This window comes from Christensenella intestinihominis (assembly GCF_001678845.1).
Taxonomy (GTDB): domain Bacteria; phylum Bacillota; class Clostridia; order Christensenellales; family Christensenellaceae; genus Christensenella; species Christensenella intestinihominis.
In genome coordinates this window covers 434307-453753 of the sequence record NZ_MAIQ01000002.1, presented here as the reverse complement: position 1 = coordinate 453753, position 19447 = coordinate 434307, and the positions used below count along the sequence as shown (strand labels likewise).

The window sequence follows — 19447 nt, the reverse complement described above, 5'->3', positions numbered from 1 at the left end:
ATAAGGGCCCAAAAACGCAGGCGAACGACATATTCAAGCTGGAGGATATCGAGCGGGAAATTTCCCATGCGCAGGAAAACCCCGGACGGTTCGACGCAATCGTGGAGGCCGGGCAGAAGGCGGAAGACAACAAATATGAACAGGCCTATAGCGACGATAACCTTCTCAATAATCTTGCGCAGAACGGAACGCCGGAGCAGCAGAAAATGGTGGCGATGGTGGACGGGGGCGACCTGCTGGCAGGGGCGTTTATCCGCAAGGAAGCGTTTATGACGGAGGGCGAACGGGATATCATCAATTACTATTACGGCATCGGCGCGCCCGAGGAGGCCGATAAATTTTACAAGCTGCTCGAGCGCGACCTTGACAAACGGAAGAGCGACTTTATTGCAGAAAACCGGGCGGCATTCATGGCGGAGAACGACAGCGGAATTATGCGCGCCTATGAAGCGGGAAGCAACATAATGAGCGGTATTGCCGGGGCCTTTGGGATGGTGGGCGAGACCATCGGCCAAAAAATCCAGAATGCGGTGACAGGGGAATACCGCAACGTGAATATGTACGGCGTTTCGGGGAACCTGAAACGCAACGAACAGATTACGCGGGACGCGCTGGTGGAAGGATTATCCCCGGAGATGGTTGCAATTGTGGATATGGGTCTCGGGATTGGGAAAACCCTGCCGATGATGATGGCAGGGCCTGCGGTGGCTCCGGCCCTGATCGGCGCGCAGACGGCGGGAAACACGATGTATAGCGTGGGGAAACGTGGCGGGAACGTAGACCAGATGATGCAGGCGGGAGCCATCAGCGGAACGGTGGACGCGGCAATGTCGGCAATCCCGGCGCAGGAATTTTATAAACTTGCCGGAAGCGCGCCTGAAAGTGGGATAGCGTTCGCAAAGGGGATGCTGAAGCAGGCCGGGCTGGAAGTGACGGAAGCGGCTGTGAGCAGCTATACACAGACACTGGCAGATATGTATGTGATGGGGGAAAACAGTTATTACGAGCAGTTCCGCAGTGGGCTGATGGCAAACGGCCTGAACGAGGAAGCCGCGACGCGGGAAGCAAACATGGAATTTTTCGTGCGGCAGCCGGTGATGGAAATGGCGGCATCGGCGGCGGGCGGCGCAATCGAGGGGACGGCGGCGCAGGCGCTGGCAATCATGACGCACCGGTTCCAAAACAGCAGGCTGAAAAAAGCGCAGGAAACAATCTGGGAAAATTTCGTGCGAGAAACGAATGAAATCATCGCCAAGGAACGCGGACTGAATCCGGGAGAACTGCCGCAAACGCCGGAGGGAAGCGCCTACAATCCCGGAATGGAATACGTGACGCCGGAGGGCGCGAGGTTCCCGGCGGGAGACGTGGAAAGCGGAACGCCGGGAATGGTGTTTGACAAGACGGGAGGCGGGAGGACGAACGATGTTTACACAGAAAGCATCTCGTCGGACACCTATCAGCCGTATACCCAGATCAGCAGCGAGACGGAGTATCAAAGCCTGATTGAGGCCTATAATATGGAAGGAGCGCCGAAAAGCCTTGCCGAATACAATGAATTGCGCTATACTGACCCGAAAGAAGCATATTTGATGGATGGATATATGCGGGCGGTAGACAAGGAAGATATATCAGTGTTGGTGGGGTATAAGCAGTATAAAGATACCAGCGGACAGATAGACGCTTCGATTGTAGGACAGCAAACAAAAGACGGAGTAGAAATCAAGGGATTTGTATCGCACTTTGTGGACAGGATCATAGGCCAGCAGGCAGCGAACGATATTCCGATATCTGGGATGCGCCGGGGCGTTATGATAGAAGACGCGTTGGAGGCGTTAAAAAATCCTGTTTCTGTTAGTCAAGTTCAAATTAGTAGTAATGGGCTAAAATCGGTCATATATAAAGGAAAGAATTGTATCGTAAGAATTAATCCGGACACAGGAATGTTGATACAATGTAATCCTAAATATTTCAAATAAGGAGAGTAGAAAATGATTCAATTCAGCAAACAAGATAAAGAGTTCATTATGGAGAATTTTGAAAATGTGGAAGATATTTTTACCGAGCAAGATATAAATAAAATATTAGAGATGATTGATGATTTAATAATGTATAAAGGTTTTGATGAAAACTATAATTTGAATGATTTCGGACGGAACGCGCAGAGGGTCTATGATAGCATTTATTACAACAATGCGAACAATGAATAGTTAAAAAACTGCGGAACAAGGAGCACAGCAATGTGCTCCTTTTTTTGTTGTGCGTTTGCGGCGCAGGAAACAATCTGGGGAAATTTCGTGCGTAAAACGAATGATAACGGTGATATAATAATAACTGACAATGCATATATCACTGCAAAAGACGGCGGAAAGCATAATGGAAAGTATGTTAATGCTTTGAAGTGGAAGGATAATCAGGTGAATAAGGCTTATAATAGCTATGTTTACCAAGTAGAGTTACATCATGATAAAATTGCACATCCTGAGCGGTATATAGAAAATTGGAACCAGAAGCCTCTGAATAAGCAAATATGGTCTTTAGAAAAATGGAGAAAAGATGCACTGCGAAACGCACAGGAAGCGTCTATTATGCTAGGGATTTTACGGGAAAGGGGGATAATAAAATGAACGGATTAGCACTGGATTTAATCAGCGAAGTGAAGGAATGGCTAGAGGACCTTCTGAAAGAAGAAGAAAACGAAGTTGTGTATGGAGAAATCCTTGCTTACATGGAAGTACTGACTATCATTCGTGAATATTTGCGGGAAGATGAGAGGGCGGCATACGGCCTTGATTTTGATGTGGATCAGTATTATTTTGGCCGAATGGCAAAGCGGAAGAAAGGTCTGGAAAATGATTCAATTCAGCAAACAAGATGAAAAATTCATCAAAGAAAATTTTGAAAATTGGGAAGAATTGCTTCAAGAAGAAGATGTTAATCGAATTTTACTGGAGTTACACCTTTTTATAGACCGAGAGGGATTTGACAAATTTTATAACCTGAACGATCTTGGACGGGAAGCGCAGAGAGTCTATGATAGTATTTATCGCAACAATTAAGTAGGGACATAGGGGAGGAAAAAGGAGCATAGATATGCTCCTTTTTCTGTATGCGTGTTTGCAGCTATTCCTTGCAGGAACTGGTGCAAGGCAATGAAGAATGGTATAAAACAGGCGATAACGGTGATATAATAATAACCGACAATGCATATAATATCACCGCAAAAGACGGCGGAAAGCATAATGGAAAATATGACGCAACGCGAAACGCACAGGAAGCGTCTATTATGAAAGGAATCTTGCAGGAAAGGGGCTTTGGAATAAATAAAAGAGAAATGAATTATTTTGTGTTGGATTTAGTTGAAGAAATTAAGGATTTGATGGAAGAATTATTGCTTGAAAAGCATTCTTTAGACAATTTCGGGAGCCTACTTGCCTATATGGAAGTACTAACTATCATACATGATGAGTTGCCGGAAGAGGAGCGGGCAGCATATGGGCTTGATTTTGATGTTGATCGATATTACTTTAAGAGAATAGATGAACGAGACAAAAAGCTAGGTAGAGATGACTAAATCAAAATGAAGACCAATTTTGGAATGACTGAAAAGAAAAAGTCGGATAAGATGATGGACCTCCATAACCATACATTTTGGTCGGATGGAGAAAATAGTGTTGCTGAAATTATGGAACACGCCAAGGAATGCGGAATTGGAGTTATAGGAATTTGCGACCATTTTTTGGCAGGGGAAACAAAGGCGCTAAATGAGAATGATTTGGATACATATGTTGCCGAACTTAATAAGTTCGGCAACATATACGCCCCTGCGGTTTGTTTGGCAAAAGGACTTGAAGTCCCTATTTTTGCATTCAATCAAATGTGGGACGACACTTTGATTAAAAAAGTAAATAAGTTAGACTATATTTTAATAGAAGATTATAACAATGTAAGGGATGATATGGACGTCTCTTATATATTAAATAATATTCGGAAGATACAATGTAGAAAAGGGCTGGCACATACAGCGCCAACAGAAAATGCTGTGGCTTTTATGAATAAAAACAATCTGTTTTGGGAGATGAATATTGGAGAAGCATATGATTTTTACAGATATGTTGATGAATATGAAAAAGAAGATGTAAAAGATATTTTAAAAAAACTGAACTGCAATGGTATTAAGGTAAGCATTGGAACAGACAGTCATACCTTAATGGATTATCCAATGGGACGGTTAAGCCAAGCAAATAAAATTGTGGGACAATATCTAAAACGGTTGGATGTCATAAAATAGACGGAAACATATATCATTTCGTAGAAGATAGCCGAGGATATATCTTCTATAGTTCATGAGGGGAAATGATCGTTATGGATAAATTCGATATTTTTTTTGAAAAAGTACAAAATGCCGCAAAAGTAGCACAAGGGAAATTTTTCGTACAATCAGCGGAAGGCCGCGATTTTGAGACGGAAGAAATGGAAGGAGAGGATTTGTTCGGTTGGCTGATTCCGAATGAATTCATACCAGAATTTCAAAAAGAATGGATGTCCCAAAAGGGAATCAGCGATCAGTGGGATGATTTTATGACGTTTGCATTGTGGAAGAAAGTAGGAAATGATATACAAATCATTTTCCGAAATGCCGATGAATACTAAATAAACATAAGACAAAAGGAAGAATTTACGGAAAATATTATCAGATTAATGGAGGCATTAAGAAATCATGAAGAATAACCAATATCCAAACTATGTGGTATGCCCTTAATTGTTAATACAATATTAGGAGTGAAATGAAATTATGTTTGAATATACGATATGCAATCAAGCGAATGAAGGAGTTTTTTATAAACAGTGCGAGGCATTAGAAAAAAATGTAACAAATATCCAAAAGGGAAACCTGATTCAAGATGTGGATTCATCCTTATTGCAATATTACGATTATAATGGGAAAAAAATTATTGTATATAATGATAAAGACATAGGGGCAGTTTATGTAAAGTCAGAAATTGATTTATTGCCCTTTTTTAGGAAAAGCAATTAGAACGGAGATTATCGGAATGATAAGATTAAATCAGGAGCAGATTAATTTTATAAAAGAAAATTTTGAAAATTGGGAAGAATTGCTAAATAGTACTGATAGGCGGCCAATTTTAAAAGCGTTACACCTTTTTATAGACCGGGAGGGATTTGACGAATTTTATAACCTAAACGATCTTGGACGGGAAGCGCAGAGAGTCTATGATAGTATTTATTGCAACAATTAAATAGGGACATAGGGGAGGAAAAAGGAGCATAGACTATCATTCGTGAATATTTACGGGAAGATGAGAGGGCGGCATACGGCCTTGATTTTGATGTGGATCAGTATTATTTTGGCCGAATGGCAAAGCGGAAGAAAGGTCTGGAAAATGATTCAATTCAGCAAACAAGATAAAGAGTTCATTATGGAGAATTTTGAAAACGCAAAAGATATTTTCACCGAGCAAGATATAAAAAAAGTTTTGAGAGTTATTGACGACCTAATAATGTATAAAGGTTTTGATGAAAACTATAATTTGAACGATCTTGGACGGAAAGCGCAGAGAGTTTACGATAGTATTTATTATAATAATGCGAATCCGGCGGACGGCTTATAGTTCGATCCAGTAGACCTCCACGGTTCGCTTGTCCACATATACGAATTCACGTTCCAGCCTGCCGCCGCATTTGCGGATCGTCCGGCGCGAGGCAAGGTTATCCGCATAACAGGAAAGCATCACGCGCGTAAGGCCAATTTCCCGTGCGGCGTCAAGCGCCATGCCAAGGATTTGCGTGGCATATCCCTTATGGCGCTCGGAGGGCCGCACCCCATAGCCAACATGCCCGCCGTAGGTCCGTAAAAACCGGTTCAATACATGGCGGATATCGGCCATGCCGACAATCCGCCCGTCGCGTTCACGGACGGCAAAAAAAGTGCTCGACTGCACCCAATCCGGGGAAACGGTTTTGGCGTCCGCGTTTCTCCCGCATAGGGCAAGCCACTCGGAATAGTCCTCGATTTCGCCCAGGAGGGCGCTGCCGTGCAGCTCCTTTTCCCCGCAATTGCGGTGCTCCTGCCTGTATTCAAGGGCGGCTTCCCGAAGCGCCGCGCAGGGCGGCTCAAAGCGCAGGATATCTGTCACAGCGCCGCGTCCCATTCCTTCTCGCGAAAACCGACGAGCACGCCGTGCGGTCCGGCCAGGATCGGCCGCTTCACGAGCATGCCGTCCGTCGCAAGGAGCGCCAACTGCTCGTCTTCCGTCATGGAAGGAAGCCTGTCTTTCAAATTCATGCTTTTATAGGCGAGGCCGCTGGTGTTGAAAAAGCGTTTTAAGGGCAGGCCGCTTTTTTTGTACCACTCGCGCAATTCGCTCTCAGACGGATTTTCCGTTTTAATGTCGCGGTAATCATAAGCCAGGCCGCGTTCCTTAAGCCATGCCTCCGCTTTTTTGCAGGTGCCGCATTTCGGGTAACAAACCAGTAACATCACAATTCTCCTCTTTTTTTAAAGTATGGGAAACGGTCGGGGGCTCACTCCTGCCAGCCCTTGCATACGTCCACCCATTCCACAGCGTTTGAATATTGGAACAACTCGTCCGGGGTAAGCTCGATGGCCGAATTTGCGCTCCCGCACGCGGGAAAAACGGTGTCAAACCGTTTGAGGGAAATATCGAGATAGGTCCTTACGCCCTTGGGGTTGGCAAACGGGCACACCCCGCCGATCCCGTGCCCGGTCATTTTTTCCACCTCGTCCGCGGAGAGCATCCGCGCCTTGCACGCAAACTGCGCGCGGTATTTGGGATTGTCGATCTTTGCGTCGCCCGCGCACACTACCAGCACGCATCATTCGTCCACCCGGAAAGAGAGGGTTTTTGCGATGCGCGCGGGCTGCGTGCCCACCGCCTGCGCGGCAAGCTCCACCGTTGCGCTGGAGGTTGCGAATTCAAGGATATCGCCTTCCCGGCCATATGCCTTGAAATATTCTTTTACTTTGTCGATTGCCATATGATAAACTCCCAGTAAATAATCGTAATTTTTGGGCGGCGCTCTTCCATAACACCTTCCTTTTTTCATTATACCATTTGTCCGGATGCAAAAAAACAGGAGAAAGGCAATTGCCCTTCTCCTGCATAAGAATTGTCTTTTTACGATGCTTCCACCACCGGCACGGCGAACTGGCTGTTGTAAAGGTCCGCATAAAAACCGCCTTTTGCAAGGAGCGCGTCGTGCGTGCCCTGCTCGATGATGTCGCCGTCCTTCATCACAAGGATCAGGTCCGCGTCTTTGATGGTCGAGAGGCGGTGCGCGATCACAAAGCTGGTGCGGTCTTCCATCAGCGCGTCCATCGCCTTTTGGATCAGCGCCTCGGTGCGCGTATCGACCGAGCTTGTGGCCTCGTCGAGGATCAGCATATCCGGGTCGGCAAGGATCGCCCGCGCAATGGTCAGGAGCTGCTTCTGGCCCTGCGAGATATTGGAAGCGTCCTCGTTGAGCACCATCTCGTACCCGTGCGGCAGCGCCTTGATAAAGTGGTGCGCATGCGCGGCTTTTGCCGCGGCGATCACCTCTTCGTCGGTGGCGTCCATACGGCCGTAACGGATGTTCTCCATGATGGTATCGTTGTACAGCCACGTATCCTGGAGAACCATGCCAAAGTGGCGGCGCAGGTCTGCACGGGTGAAATCTGTCGATTTGTGGCCGTCGATCAGAATTTCGCCGCTGTTCAGATCATAGAAGCGCATCAGCAGCTTAATCATGGTGGTCTTGCCCGCGCCGGTCGGGCCGACGATGGCAATTTTCTGGCCGGGCTTCACCTTCGCCGAAAAGTCCTCGATGATGATTTTATCCGGCGAATAGCCAAAGTGCACGTCCTTGAATTCCACATTGCCGTCCACATGGGCGAGCTCTACGGGATTGCTTGTATCCGGCGATTCCTCGGGCTCGTTTAAGAATTCAAACACACGCTCGGACGCGGCTGCCGTCTGCTGGAGGATATTGGAAATATTCGCAAGCTGGGACAGCGGCTGTGTAAAGCTGCGCACATACTGCACAAAAGACTGGATATTACCGACCGTAATCGTGCCCTGCGCGGCGAACCAGCCGCCGAGGACGCAGACCGCAACATAGCCGAGGTTGCCGATAAACGCCATGATGGGCTGCATCAGGCCGGACATGAAGTTTGCCTTCCATGCGGCGTCGTACAGCTTCTTGTTTTCGCCCTGGAATACTTCGATGCTTTCCTCTTCGCCGTTATAGGCGGAGATTACGTTGTGCCCGCCAAACATTTCCTCCACATGCCCGTTGACCGAGCCGAGGTAATCCTGCTGCTGTTTGAAAAATTTCTGCGAGCGTTTTACCACCTGGAAAATGAGGACCAGCGCAATCGGGACGATGCACAGCACCACCAGCGTCATGATCCAGTTGATGGTGAACATCATCACGACCACGCCGACCACCATCGTAATCGACGTGATGATCTGCGAGAGGCTCTGGTTAAGCGTCTGGCTGATGGTGTCCACGTCGTTGGTGACGCGCGACAGCACGTCGCCGTGGCTGTTCCGGTCGAAATAAGAGAGCGGCAGGGTGTTGACCTTCTCGCTGATATCCTTCCTGAGGCGGTAGGTCACCTTGTTGGAAACCCCGGTCATAATATAACCCTGGATATAGCCGAACAAAGCGGAGATGCCGTACAGGATGACAAGCATGATAAGAATCTGGCTGATGCGTACAAAGTCGATGCCGTCGCCCGACCCGCTGATCTGGCCCATGACCCCCTCGAAGAGAACGGTCGTCGCGTTACCCATCAGCTTCGGGCCGATGATTGAGAATACGGCGGATGCAATCGCAAAGATAAAGACGACGACTACGGCAATCTTATATTTGCCGATATATCTCAGGAGACGGCTCATAGAGCCCTTGAAATCCTTTGCCTTCGCGCCCGTCATGGGCACGCCCCGGCCCATGGGTCCGTGTTTTGCCCCCGACGGAGGCCGTTTTGTTGTGTTTTCACTCATGACTGTAATTCCTCCTCCGAAAGCTGCGAAAGGGCAATTTCGCGGTAGGTCTCGCAGGACTCCATCAATTCCTTATGCGTACCCTTGCCGACGATTTTTCCTTCGTCAAGTACGATGATCTGGTCCGCATCCATAATCGTGCCCACGCGCTGCGCGATGATAAGCACGGTTTTATCCTTCGTTTGTTCACGGATGGCCGCGCGCAGCTTTGCGTCCGTCTTGAAGTCAAGCGCGGAAAAGCTGTCGTCAAACACATAAATGTTGGGGTCCTTCACAAGCGCCCGCGCGATCGAAAGCCGCTGCTTCTGCCCGCCGGACACGTTGGCGCCGCCCTGCGAGATTGCCGCGTCGAGGCCGTTCGCGTTTTTGTTGATAAATTCCGACGCCTGCGCCTCTTCCGCGGCAGTGTTCAGCATTTCATCACTCGCGCTTTCATCCCCAAGGCGCAGGTTCGAGGCAATGGTGCCCGAAAACAGCATCGATTTCTGCGGCACATAGCCGACTTGGTCGCGCAGCTCGTGGCGCGTCACCTCGCGCACGTCCGTCCCGTCAATCGTAACGCTTCCGCACGATACGTCGTAAAACCGGGGAATCAGGTTTGCAACGGTGGATTTTCCGGAACCCGTCGGCCCGATGAAGGCCGTGGTCTGGCCGGGCTTTGCCGTAAAATCGATATTGGTCAGCACGTTATCCTCCGCACCCGGATACGCAAAGCATACGTCCTTGAATTCAAGCAGGCCCTTCGGGTCCTTGAAATGCTTCGGGTTCTTGGGGTCGCGGATTTCCGGCTCCGTCTCCAGCACATCCGCGATACGGTGCGCGGAAACGGAAGCGCGGGGCAGCATGATGAACATCATCGACATCATCAGGAACGCCATCACAATCTGCATTGCATACTGCATGAACGCCATCATATCGCCCACCTGCATAGAGGATGCGGCAATCTGGTTTGCGCCCACCCAAATAATCAGGAGGGAAATACCGTTCATGATAATTGTCATGATGGGCATCATCAGGGCCATGGCCCTGCCCACGAAAAGCTGGTTCTTTGTCAAATCCTTGTTGGCGTTGTCGAACCGGTCCAGTTCAAATTTCTGCGTGTTGAACGCGCGGATGACCATAATGCCCGAAAGGCTTTCGCGCATTACAAGGTTCAGCCGGTCCACAAGGGATTGCATTTTCTTGAACCTGGGCATTACGATTGCAAAAATCGAGCCGATAAAGCCCAGCAGGACAATAACCGCGAGCGCAATAATCCACGACATGGATACGCTCTTGTTAAGCGCCATAATAACGCCGCCCACACCCATGATCGGCGCATAGATCACCATGCGGATCATCAGGATGATTACCATCTGGATTTGGGTCACGTCGTTCGTATTGCGTGTAATCAGCGATGCGGTAGAGAATTTATCGAATTCCACGTTAGAGAAGTTCTCCACCTTGGTAAACGTCTTTTCCCTGAGGTCCCGCGCCATGCCCGCGCCGATCCTGGCCGCGAACAGGCCCACGACAACCGTGCAGGCCGCGGAACCGAGCGCCAAAAGAAGCATGAACCCGCCGTTCCGCCAGATATAATTCTGCTGGATGGCGGTGGTGTCGAGGCCGAGGGCCTGGTATTCCTGCTTGACCGCCGGAACGGCCGTCTGTGTCATAAGGCTCGCGTCCATACTGCCGAGCTTTTCATCCAGAAGGCCGGACAGCGCGCTGTATACGCTCTGTGAATCCGGATAGGCGTTAAGCGCGGTAAAAAATTCCGTTCCCTCAGGCTGTTGTGCATAATAGCCTATAAATTTCAGAAGTCCCTCGGGAATCTGCGCGGTTTTCTCGGAGCCGTCCTCATTCTGCTGTTTATCGAGCGCGAGGGTATCCGAACCTTCCTTTGACGCGTTCACGATCTGGTCCACAGCCGAAACTGAAGCAAATGCCTTGGAGAACGCCGTGTTAAGGGATGCGTTCGTTTCGTCGTCCATCTTGTTTTCCACGTACACGTTTTCATCCGCGAGCGCGGGATAATCCTTCAGGTAAGCGTCGTAACCGGCGCTGTCCTTCGTGATCAGCGTGTAATTTTCCCGCACCATGGATTGCTGGCTTTCGTCCATGAAGTGGAGGAGCGTATTCATTGTACCTTCGCTCACAGCGGTGGGAACCGCGTTTTCTATCCCGCCCTGCTGGATGCCTGTGTCCACAATTTTGGACATATAGTTCGGCAGCGATAAATCGCAGTATGCCTGCCCGAAGAGGAGCAGGATCGCCGCCAGCACAAGCGCGGCATAGGGCTTCATATACTTGATGATGCGCCTCATAAAATGTTGTCTTTCCTTTCTTAATATAGAGCCGTTTCCTGCCACAGGAAACCTGCGGCGATTCTTCCCGATACTTCCGTTCGTTTATGATACCGCGGTTGCATAAAAATGTCAATAAGTTTATTAAAAATATTGACGCGGTTGCATAAATGTGATAATCTCGTTTTAGAATCTTGTGAAAGAAGTAATCAAAATGGCGAGCAAAGATACCAAAACAAGGATTAAGGAAATCGGGCTGAAGCTGTTCCAGGAACGCGGCTTTGAAAATGTGACGATCAATGAAATCTGTGAACAAAGCGGCGTAAACAAGCATACCTTCTACTATTATTTCAAATCCAAGGACGAGCTTTTGAAGGACTATTACGAAGTTCCCTATGACCTCAGCACAGAATATTTTGTGCAGATGCTGAACGCGAAAAACCATGTGGAACAGCTCTGGCTCTCTTATAAACCTTTTTTAGACCGTATAAGCGAATCCGGAACCGAAATTTCCCGGCAGCTTTTTATCAAAAATATCAACCACGACGTGGGAACGTTCCGCGGTGGGCGGCGCAGGAACGAGCATATGAAAATGCAGGCCGGCATCATTGAAAAAGGCCAGGCAGCGGGCGAAATCAGGAATTCCTCCGATCCGAAAACGCTTTGCATGATTATCCACCAGACATTTGTAAGCACCCTGTTTATGTGGTGCATGCACAACGGCACATTCGATTTGCCGCTTTATGTTCGCAGCAGCGTGGAGGCCATGCTGGATGTAAAACCGGAACTCCGCGCCCATCCAAAGCTTAGCCTTATGGACATCTGGGCGCGCGATGAAGCGCAGATGGAGCGGGACGGGGAGTGCAGCGGAAAGTGCGGGGCAGACGAACTGCGGCAGATGAAGCGGAGAATGGGCGGAAAAACGGAAGCGGGACGGCGCCCGTCCGGCAAGGAGTGAAGGCAATGGGAAATGTAACGGCAATTTATTTCAGCCCCACCGGGGGAACGAAACAATATGTATGCGCGGTGGCGCGGGGCCTCGCGGAAAAATTTGAAGAAATCGACCTGGCAAACAGGGAAGCGCGGGGGCAGGAGCACGAATTTTCAGCGGAAGACCTTGTAGTGGTCGGAGTGCCCGTTTATTACGGCAGGGTTCCGCAGCTGCCGGATGAAATGCTGCGTGGGCTGCATGGGAACCATACGCCCGCAGTGCTTGTGGCGGTTTATGGCAACCGCGAATTCGACGACGCGCTTCTGGAGCTTTCCGATTTGTGCGAAAAGCAGGGCTTCTACTGCGCGGGTGCGGGAGCGTTTATCGCCCAGCACACTTTTTCGGAAAAAATCGCCGGGGGCCGGCCGGATGCGGAAGATTTGAAGCTTGCGAAAAAATTCGGAAGGGGCCTTAAGCTTGCGATGGCGAAAAAGGGGGAGCGGAAGGTCTCCGTCCCGGGGAACCGGCCCTACCGTACGTTTGAGGTTGCGCCGTTTACGCCGAAGGGAAGCAAAAAATGCACCGGATGCGGCGTGTGCGCACGCGAATGCCCGGCGGGGGCGATTGCGCAGGAAAAGCCGCGGGAAACGGACGCGGCCAAGTGTATCCGCTGCCTTGCGTGTGTGAAAGCGTGTCCCGCGCAGGCGCGGAAAGTGGGCGGCCCCATATATGGCGTGGTGGCCCGCAAGCTGGAAAAAGAACTTACAAAGACGGAAAAGGAAGCAAGGCTGTTCCTCCCGTGAAGGCGGAAATGCAAATTGAATGAATGAAAAACGCTCTGTTGGGCGTTTTTTTATTGGACGGGAAAATCCGGATAAATTTAGGTTGACTTTCTGCCGGTTGAGCAATACAATATATACGTATCTTAAAAATATTTGAACACAGTATCTTGTGTTTTGGGCAAGGGAAGTCAGGTGGAAATCCTGCGCGGTCCCGCCGCTGTAAAAGCCGAGCGGCGCACAAATGCCACTGGGGGAAGCCCTGGGAAGGCGTGCGAAGCGTTTGAGGCTTGAGCCAGAATATCTGCCCGGAACGACAGCGCCACGGAGTATGGCATCCCTAGGCCCGGTCTTTTCCATCGGTATCGGTAGCATAAGGCCTGTATTCCGGCGCGTATGAATACGCGCCCGCTTTTTTGCACGGCAATTGACGCAATACTGCTTGTCAAATGAACTTTTATCCGGAGAAGGAGAACCATCAATGATTACGCAAATCAGGAAAAGAAACGGAAAAACAGAGAACTTCCAGAAGGAAAAAATCACGTGGGCCATTTTCAATGCCGTCACCGCTGTGGGCGGGGATGATTTTGATACGGCGCAAAAGCTCTCGGAGGAGGTCGTCGACCTCGCTAACCTGCGCCTGAAAGCGGATACCGCAGGCGTAGAGGAAATCCAGGACCTCGTGGAGAAGGTGCTGATTGAACGCGGACATGCAAAAACCGCGAAGGCCTACATCCTGTATCGTGAAAAACGCCGCGCGGCAAGGGAAAGCAACGCCCTGATCGGCGCGACAATCGATATGTTTTCCGATTACCTCGACGATAAGGACTGGCAGATCAAGGAAAATGCCAACACGCAGAAATCGATCAACGGTATGAATAATTATGTGCGTGAAACGTTTACCAAGCAATATTGGCTGCACGAGGTATACCCGCAGGAGGTCCGTGAGGCGCACACAAGCGGCGCGTTCCACATCCACGACCTCGGGTTCTTCGGCCCCTACTGCGCGGGCTGGGATTTGAAACAGCTCCTTTCGGACGGCTTTGGCGGCGTGCCCGGAAAGGTGGAATCTTCCCCGGCCAACCATCTGCGTTCCTTCCTGGGGCAGGTGGTCAATTCCACCTTCACCACGCAGGGCGAGACTGCGGGCGCGCAGGCATGGTCGTCGATCGACACCTATTGCGCACCCTTTATCCGCTATGACAACATGACCAAAAAAGAGGTCAAACAGGCGCTGCAGGAGTTTATCTTCAACATCAACGTGCCTACGCGCGTGGGCTTCCAGTGCCCGTTCTCGAACCTGACGTTTGATATTATCGTCCCGCGCACCTTAAAGGACGAGGCCGTAATCGTGGGCGGAAAGGTCCGGCGCGAGACATACGGCGAGTTCCAGGAGGAAATGAACCTCTTTAACGAGTGCTTCTGCGAGGTTATGCTCGAGGGCGACGCGCACGGGCGCGTATTCACCTTCCCCATCCCGACCATCAACGTGACCAACGATTTTGACTGGGACAGCCCGGTGGTCAATAAATTTATGGAAATCACGTGTAAATACGGCATCCCGTATTTCTCCAACTATATCAATTCCGACCTCTCGCCGGAAGACGCGCTTTCCATGTGCTGCCGCCTGCGGCTCGACACCAAGCAGCTTCGCAAGCGCGGGGGCGGCCTTTTTGGCTCCAACCCCATGACGGGGTCGATCGGCGTGGTGACAATCAACCTGCCGCGCATCGGATACCTTTCCAAAACAGAAGGGGAATTCAAGGCGCGCCTGTGGCAGATGGTGATGCTGGCAAAGAACAGCCTTGAAATCAAGCGTAAAATAATCGAGCACCAGACGGAGCGGGGGCTGTATCCGTTTTCGGCGCACTACCTGCGCAATGTGAAAATGCGCACCGGCCAGTATTGGTTCAACCACTTCAATACGATCGGCATCCTTGGCATGAACGAAGCGCTTTTGAATTTCTACGGCGACGGCACCGACCTCACAACCGGAAAAGGACAGGAATTCGCGGTTTCCATTATGAACTATATGCGCGACCTGATGACGGAGATTCAGGAAGAGACGGGGCATTTCTATAACCTCGAGGCAACGCCGGCGGAAGGCACGAGCTACCGCCTTGCGGAACTCGACAAGAAAAAGTACCCGGATATCATCTGCGCGGGAGACGAGGATGTGCCCTATTACACCAATTCCACGCAGCTTCCGGTCGGCTTTACGGACGATATTTTTGAAACGATGGATTTGCAGGACGAGTTGCAAAGCCTTTATACGGGCGGCACGGTGCTGCACCTGTACCTCGGCGAGCGTATTTCCGATGTAGAGGTGGCAAAGAACCTGATCCGCAAGGTGTTCACCAACTATAAGCTGCCGTACATCTCGCTTACGCCCACATTCTCCATCTGCCAGGAGCACGGCTATCTTGACGGCGAGCAGTTTTCCTGCCCGGAATGCGGGAAGGATACGGAGGTGTGGAGCCGCGTGGTCGGCTACCTGCGCCCGGTGCAGAACTTCCACAAGGGCAAAAAGAAGGAATATGACGAGCGCGTCAAATACCAGATTAAGGAGAGCAGTGTTTGAATATTGCAGGACTGCTGAAAACGGCGACCATCGATTTTCCGCACCGCCTTGCGGCCGTGGTATTTACGGCGGGCTGTAATTACGACTGCGGCTTCTGCCACAACCGCGGCCTGCTGACCGCCACCGATTTTGAAGATAACGGCGAGGTCATGCGTTTCCTTGAAAAGCGCGCGGGGCTGCTCGACGGGGTCGTGATTTCGGGCGGGGAACCCACCCTGCAAAAAGACCTTTTAGGGTTTGCGCGCGCGGTGAAGGAACTTGGCTATGATGTAAAGCTCGATACCAACGGAAGCAATCCCGGCGTGGTGGACGGATTGCTGTCAGGCGGCCTTGTGGATTATGTGGCGATGGATTATAAAGCGCCGCTTGCCCGTTACCCGGAGATTTGCGGCGCGCAGGCGGATGGTTTTCTGGAAACGCTTGGGCTGCTGCGGGCCTCGGATGCCGAATGGGAGCTGCGTACCACGATGATTCCGCAAATCGGCAGGGAAGAACTGCGCGGGATGGCGGAAGCGGTCGGCAGGCTGCCCCTCTATGCGCTGCAGCTTTACCGCCCGGTGGGAATCGAAAAGCTGAGGATTTATACGCCGCAGGAAATTGCGTCGATGGCGGAGGACCTGAAAGATATCCAGCCAAACGTATTTGCCCGGTGCTGAAACAAGGATCAAAAGAGCCGCTTCCAGCTATGGAAGCGGCCTCTTTTTGTTTTCGGGAAAAGCTATTCCGCAAGCCCGGCCAGCCGGAAAGAATCGCGGCCCTGCTCCTTTGCCTGGTACAGGGCGTGGTCTGCCAGCCGGTATAGCTCGTCGTAATTGGTGCCGGGTACGGCAATGACGGCGCCGATACTGAACGTAAGATGCCTTTCCGGCGCCACGAAAATTTCATGCGCTTTCGCGCACAGGTAGGCGCATTTATCCGCGAGGACGCCGGAATCCCTGACGCTTTTCATATAAACCATGAACTCGTCGCCGCCCGGCCTGCCGACGATATCCTCTTCCCGGAAGCTGCTTTGCAGGAGGTTGGCGGTGCGGCGCAGCATCTCGTCCCCCTGCAGGTGTCCGTAGGTATCGTTGATTGATTTGAAACGGTCGATATCGATGAGGAGAAGCGCGCCCGTTTCCCCGCCCTTAAGGCTTTCCAGCGCCTCCTTCGCGAGGGTGAAGCTTGTTTCCGCGTTATAAATATGCGTCAGGCTGTCATGCTGGGATTTTTCAAGGAGCGTTTCCTTCTCCCGCACCTCCTCGTCGATGATATTGATTTTCCCGATCGCATAAGCGGGGGTATCGTTGTCATACACGGTTTCAAGGGCGATGCGCAGCCAATGCCGCCGGTCGTCGATACACAAAAGCCTGGCTTCGTGGATTCCGTCTTTGCCGGAACGGATGATCCCGAGGAAGGCGCGGCGTTCGTCCTCTCTCTCCCCGACCGGTTTTTTAAAATCGAATTCAAGCAGGTCCGGCTGTTTTTCCGTCTCCTTGGGCGGAGTGGAAACAATCATGACGTCCGTGCTGTAATTGTATTCAAAGAAATATTCGTTCATCAGCGCGTAAACCCGGAAATGCTTTTTCAGTTCGAGCGCATTCTTTTTGTTCATCTTTGCGCGCTGGCGCAGGAAGATAAGCAAAATCGCAATAATCGCAATGGCGACGATAAGGATCACCGTCATGGATTCCACCGGATATTCCAATACGAAATCCCCGAGGGAGGAAGGCGGTTTTTTGGTAATATTCTGGTTGATAATGGACTGCATATCCACTTCCGAAATCGTTGTGTTTATCTTGTTCAGGATGGAGAGAAGGTCTCTGCTGCCCGGCTTGACCACGCCGAAGCAAACCCTGCGCGGATCGTAGGTCTGGGGAACAAGTTTTAAATTTTTATATTGGGGCAAATTTGTATAATACTGGGCCGTATAGGCATCCACATAGGTATAATCCGCTTTTCCGCCCACGACGGCATGGATACAGTCGGAGATGGTTTCAAAGGGCACAACCTGGCCGACGAACTCGCCGCGGTAGGTGCTGGAGGAAAGCAGGGCGAGCCGTTTGCCCCGGATCGATTCCTCGCTGGCGGTCTCGTTCATCATAATCAGGTATTGCGAAGAAATGTAAGGCTGCGCCATGGAAACGTCGTGTTCCCGCGCAAAATCGTAATCGTAAGGAATTCCGGCCATCATGTCGATTTTTCCCGCCCGGGCAAGCTCATATAATTCTTCCAGGGAAGCCGCCGTTATGAATTCAAACCGCAGCCCCGTATGTTCGGAAATGTAAGTAAGCAGGTCGATCGAAATTCCCGTTAAGCGGCCGTTTTCATCCTGGTATTGGTAGGGCGGCTGCCCGGTAAGCGCCCCCACCTTCAGCGTTCCCGCATTTTCCACGTAGGCCGTTTCCGATTCGGATAAATACAGCGTATCGTTGGGCGGGGAGAAATATTTCTCATACAGCTTTGTGGGAAAGGCGGGATCGGCCTGCTCGATGCTGAGGATTGCGGCGTTGAGTTCCTCCATAAGGCCGGTGTCGTTGCCCTTTGCGGTAACAAAATAGAAAGGCTTCGGCGCAAAACGCGCGACGGTGCGCACGCCGTCCATATAGTTCATGCTGGCATTGAGCATCATATCCGCCCGGCCGTCCCGAAGCGCCTGCATCTGCCCTTCCTCGGTCGCGCAGCGCACATACTCGGGGGTAATCAGGTTGATCTCGCAAAAGCTTTCCAGCTCGCGTTCGCGCACACTGCCTTCGCCCAGCACGGCAATCCGGAAGGTTTGCTGCACCTGGGAATTGATGGTGGTATCCAGCGGGCTGTCGTAGAGCGTCTGGAGCACGGTTTCCCCCGAACCATAGCTATATGTGGCATAGTCGAACTGCTTTCCCAGCTCATCGGAATAGACCATCGCCCCCATGAGGTCGACCTCTCCGTTTTTCACCATTTCCATCATAGTGGAAAGGTTTTCGTCCAATGTGCCGGGCAGCTGTATAAATTCGTAATTCCAGCCGGTGTACTGCGCGATTTCTTCGAGGTATTCATAGGTATAACCGGTGTAATTCCCATGCTCGTCAATATCGGTGACTCCCGGTTGGAGCGGATAAGCCACACGGACGACGCGCTCCTCCGTGGAAAGGGCCTGCGCGTGCGCCGGGCAGGCTGAAAACACCATGCACACGGCAAGCAGCAAAAGGAACAGTCGGTTTGTTTTTCTTTGCAGCAGTTTCGTTGTCATCATAAATCCCGGTAGAAAGCCTTCATAAAGGGACGCCGTTATAATGCCTGCAATCACGGGCAGGCATAATCATAAATACAATACTATACCTATATTATAATGTTTTTAATTGTCAACTACAAGGCGGTAATCCTATAAATTACGGATGTCAAAAGGATCGAAATGGAATACGTAGCCCTGGTAGGTATGGGAGATACCATACATTTTGGAATAGACCGCAAGGCCGCGGCGAAAAAAAAGCTCGTCAATTTCAAGGAAATCGCAAAATTCCTGGACGGTACGCAGGCCGCGTTTAAACCCGTCGAGCAGCCTTTCCCGCGGCATGACCTTCTGCGCCGCCCAGCGGTCGGCCATATATTCATATTTATTTTGAATATGGGGCTCCGCCTCAAGGAGATTGATGGCACAGGTATACTGGTGGCCAAGCTCGTGCGCGGTGACGGCGTTCCGTTTCGCCGTATTATCGAGACTATCACTGAGCAAAATAGTTTTTCCGACGGTAAGCGCGTTAAAATCGCTGCGGAACGTATAGGTCTCGAGGGAAATATTATTTTTCATGAGTTCTTCTTCCAAAATATCGCTTAGCATCGTATGGTTCCACCCTTTAAAAAACGTAAGGCATATTTTATGC

21 protein-coding genes, 1 pseudogene and 1 riboswitch are annotated in these 19447 nt (G+C 50.6%); of the genes and pseudogenes, 15 read left to right on the top strand and 7 right to left on the bottom strand.

All coding sequences use genetic code 11. The features are described 5' to 3' along the window. Positions 1-101 precede the first annotated feature (101 nt). The 11 genes from BBD38_RS04840 to BBD38_RS04790 all read left to right on the top strand — a co-directional run bounded on the left by BBD38_RS04840 (position 102) and on the right by BBD38_RS04790 (position 5630). Positions 102-1976: a hypothetical protein gene (locus tag BBD38_RS04840; RefSeq protein ID WP_172807759.1), complete on the top strand. Its 1875-nt coding sequence runs from the start codon at positions 102-104 to the stop codon at positions 1974-1976. 12 nt (positions 1977-1988) lie between these two features. Beyond that, positions 1989-2207, top strand: a complete 219-nt coding sequence (locus BBD38_RS04835) for a hypothetical protein (RefSeq protein ID WP_066685235.1) — start codon at positions 1989-1991, stop codon at positions 2205-2207. A gap of 87 nt (positions 2208-2294) precedes the next feature. Further along, positions 2295-2624, top strand: coding sequence for a hypothetical protein (locus BBD38_RS04830; RefSeq protein ID WP_147568087.1), 330 nt, complete (start codon positions 2295-2297; stop codon positions 2622-2624). Then, the gene (locus BBD38_RS04825) at positions 2621-2875 is read left to right on the top strand and encodes a hypothetical protein (RefSeq protein WP_066685229.1); all 255 of its coding nucleotides are present in this window, start codon (positions 2621-2623) and stop codon (positions 2873-2875) included. The genes BBD38_RS04830 and BBD38_RS04825 overlap by 4 nt, the downstream gene beginning before the upstream one ends. Continuing rightward, the gene (locus tag BBD38_RS04820; protein ID WP_066685226.1) at positions 2850-3056 is read left to right on the top strand and encodes a hypothetical protein; all 207 of its coding nucleotides are present in this window, start codon (positions 2850-2852) and stop codon (positions 3054-3056) included. Before BBD38_RS04825 ends, BBD38_RS04820 begins: the two co-directional genes overlap by 26 nt. A 71-nt stretch (positions 3057-3127) precedes the next feature. Beyond that, positions 3128-3571 carry a hypothetical protein gene (locus tag BBD38_RS04815; protein WP_147568086.1) on the top strand — a complete coding sequence of 148 codons (444 nt, stop codon included), beginning with the start codon at positions 3128-3130 and terminating at the stop codon, positions 3569-3571. Positions 3572-3595: 24 nt separating this feature from the next. Next, positions 3596-4288 carry a PHP domain-containing protein gene (locus tag BBD38_RS04810; protein ID WP_147568085.1) on the top strand — a complete coding sequence of 231 codons (693 nt, stop codon included), beginning with the start codon at positions 3596-3598 and terminating at the stop codon, positions 4286-4288. Between the two features lie 74 nt (positions 4289-4362). Further along, on the top strand, positions 4363-4650 hold the full coding sequence (locus BBD38_RS04805; protein WP_066685218.1) for a hypothetical protein: 288 nt from the start codon (positions 4363-4365) through the stop codon (positions 4648-4650). A 142-nt stretch (positions 4651-4792) separates the two neighbouring features. After that, on the top strand, positions 4793-5035 hold the full coding sequence (locus tag BBD38_RS04800; protein ID WP_066685213.1) for a hypothetical protein: 243 nt from the start codon (positions 4793-4795) through the stop codon (positions 5033-5035). A 16-nt stretch (positions 5036-5051) separates the two neighbouring features. Next, positions 5052-5258, top strand: coding sequence for a hypothetical protein (locus BBD38_RS04795; RefSeq protein ID WP_066685211.1), 207 nt, complete (start codon positions 5052-5054; stop codon positions 5256-5258). A gap of 108 nt (positions 5259-5366) precedes the next feature. After that, positions 5367-5630: a hypothetical protein gene (locus BBD38_RS04790; RefSeq protein WP_172807758.1), complete on the top strand. Its 264-nt coding sequence runs from the start codon at positions 5367-5369 to the stop codon at positions 5628-5630. Here the strand turns inward: BBD38_RS04790 and BBD38_RS04785 are convergent. The 5 genes and pseudogenes from BBD38_RS04785 to BBD38_RS04765 all read right to left on the bottom strand — a co-directional run bounded on the left by BBD38_RS04785 (position 5625) and on the right by BBD38_RS04765 (position 11332). Next, complete coding sequence (locus tag BBD38_RS04785; protein ID WP_082989490.1) at positions 5625-6170, bottom strand: GNAT family N-acetyltransferase; 546 nt, start codon at positions 6168-6170, stop codon at positions 5625-5627. The two genes, BBD38_RS04790 and BBD38_RS04785, sit on opposite strands and share 6 nt — an antisense overlap. Next, the gene (locus BBD38_RS04780; RefSeq protein WP_066685208.1) at positions 6152-6499 is read right to left on the bottom strand and encodes an arsenate reductase family protein; all 348 of its coding nucleotides are present in this window, start codon (positions 6497-6499) and stop codon (positions 6152-6154) included. Before BBD38_RS04780 ends, BBD38_RS04785 begins: the two co-directional genes overlap by 19 nt. Before the next feature lie 44 nt (positions 6500-6543). Continuing rightward, positions 6544-7017, bottom strand: a pseudogene (locus BBD38_RS04775) (YbaK/EbsC family protein). Positions 7018-7157: 140 nt separating this feature from the next. Continuing rightward, positions 7158-9026 carry an ABC transporter ATP-binding protein gene (locus tag BBD38_RS04770; RefSeq protein ID WP_066685205.1) on the bottom strand — a complete coding sequence of 623 codons (1869 nt, stop codon included), beginning with the start codon at positions 9024-9026 and terminating at the stop codon, positions 7158-7160. Continuing rightward, entirely contained in the window at positions 9023-11332 is a 2310-nt protein-coding gene (locus BBD38_RS04765; protein ID WP_066685202.1) for an ABC transporter ATP-binding protein, read from the bottom strand. The genes BBD38_RS04770 and BBD38_RS04765 overlap by 4 nt, the downstream gene beginning before the upstream one ends. Positions 11333-11507: 175 nt before the next feature. Between BBD38_RS04765 and BBD38_RS04760 the strand changes: the two genes are divergently transcribed. From BBD38_RS04760 to BBD38_RS04745, 4 genes are all read left to right on the top strand, one after another. Further along, the gene (locus BBD38_RS04760) at positions 11508-12269 is read left to right on the top strand and encodes a TetR/AcrR family transcriptional regulator (RefSeq protein ID WP_235829097.1); all 762 of its coding nucleotides are present in this window, start codon (positions 11508-11510) and stop codon (positions 12267-12269) included. A 5-nt stretch (positions 12270-12274) separates the two neighbouring features. Then, on the top strand, positions 12275-13045 hold the full coding sequence (locus BBD38_RS04755) for a 4Fe-4S binding protein (protein ID WP_066685196.1): 771 nt from the start codon (positions 12275-12277) through the stop codon (positions 13043-13045). A 138-nt stretch (positions 13046-13183) separates the two neighbouring features. Beyond that, positions 13184-13347, top strand: a riboswitch (cobalamin riboswitch). A 155-nt stretch (positions 13348-13502) separates the two neighbouring features. Then, positions 13503-15602: a ribonucleoside triphosphate reductase gene (locus BBD38_RS04750; RefSeq protein WP_066685193.1), complete on the top strand. Its 2100-nt coding sequence runs from the start codon at positions 13503-13505 to the stop codon at positions 15600-15602. Next, positions 15599-16258: an anaerobic ribonucleoside-triphosphate reductase activating protein gene (locus tag BBD38_RS04745; protein WP_066685190.1), complete on the top strand. Its 660-nt coding sequence runs from the start codon at positions 15599-15601 to the stop codon at positions 16256-16258. Before BBD38_RS04750 ends, BBD38_RS04745 begins: the two co-directional genes overlap by 4 nt. Positions 16259-16320: 62 nt before the next feature. Here the strand turns inward: BBD38_RS04745 and BBD38_RS04740 are convergent, their stop codons facing one another. Both BBD38_RS04740 and BBD38_RS04735 read right to left on the bottom strand, forming a co-directional pair. Continuing rightward, positions 16321-18819 carry a transporter substrate-binding domain-containing diguanylate cyclase gene (locus tag BBD38_RS04740; protein WP_082989489.1) on the bottom strand — a complete coding sequence of 833 codons (2499 nt, stop codon included), beginning with the start codon at positions 18817-18819 and terminating at the stop codon, positions 16321-16323. Between the two features lie 129 nt (positions 18820-18948). Next, on the bottom strand, positions 18949-19404 hold the full coding sequence (locus tag BBD38_RS04735; protein ID WP_147568083.1) for an ImmA/IrrE family metallo-endopeptidase: 456 nt from the start codon (positions 19402-19404) through the stop codon (positions 18949-18951). Between the last annotated feature and the right edge of the window lie 43 nt (positions 19405-19447).

Bases quoted from the DNA above. Each gene is read 5' to 3' on its own strand.
- BBD38_RS04835 (WP_066685235.1), top strand. From the start codon at position 1,989: ATGATTCAATTCAGCAAACAAGATAAAGAGTTCATTATGGAGAATTTT.
- BBD38_RS04825 (WP_066685229.1), top strand. From the start codon at position 2,621: ATGAACGGATTAGCACTGGATTTAATCAGCGAAGTGAAGGAATGGCTA.
- BBD38_RS04820 (WP_066685226.1), top strand. From the start codon at position 2,850: ATGATTCAATTCAGCAAACAAGATGAAAAATTCATCAAAGAAAATTTT.
- BBD38_RS04810 (WP_147568085.1), top strand. From the start codon at position 3,596: ATGACTGAAAAGAAAAAGTCGGATAAGATGATGGACCTCCATAACCAT.
- BBD38_RS04805 (WP_066685218.1), top strand. From the start codon at position 4,363: ATGGATAAATTCGATATTTTTTTTGAAAAAGTACAAAATGCCGCAAAA.
- BBD38_RS04800 (WP_066685213.1), top strand. From the start codon at position 4,793: ATGTTTGAATATACGATATGCAATCAAGCGAATGAAGGAGTTTTTTAT.
- BBD38_RS04795 (WP_066685211.1), top strand. From the start codon at position 5,052: ATGATAAGATTAAATCAGGAGCAGATTAATTTTATAAAAGAAAATTTT.
- BBD38_RS04785 (WP_082989490.1), bottom strand. From the start codon at position 6,170: ATGGGACGCGGCGCTGTGACAGATATCCTGCGCTTTGAGCCGCCCTGC.
- BBD38_RS04780 (WP_066685208.1), bottom strand. From the start codon at position 6,499: ATGTTACTGGTTTGTTACCCGAAATGCGGCACCTGCAAAAAAGCGGAG.
- BBD38_RS04770 (WP_066685205.1), bottom strand. From the start codon at position 9,026: ATGAGTGAAAACACAACAAAACGGCCTCCGTCGGGGGCAAAACACGGA.
- BBD38_RS04765 (WP_066685202.1), bottom strand. From the start codon at position 11,332: ATGAGGCGCATCATCAAGTATATGAAGCCCTATGCCGCGCTTGTGCTG.
- BBD38_RS04755 (WP_066685196.1), top strand. From the start codon at position 12,275: ATGGGAAATGTAACGGCAATTTATTTCAGCCCCACCGGGGGAACGAAA.
- BBD38_RS04750 (WP_066685193.1), top strand. From the start codon at position 13,503: ATGATTACGCAAATCAGGAAAAGAAACGGAAAAACAGAGAACTTCCAG.
- BBD38_RS04740 (WP_082989489.1), bottom strand. From the start codon at position 18,819: ATGATGACAACGAAACTGCTGCAAAGAAAAACAAACCGACTGTTCCTT.
- BBD38_RS04735 (WP_147568083.1), bottom strand. From the start codon at position 19,404: ATGCTAAGCGATATTTTGGAAGAAGAACTCATGAAAAATAATATTTCC.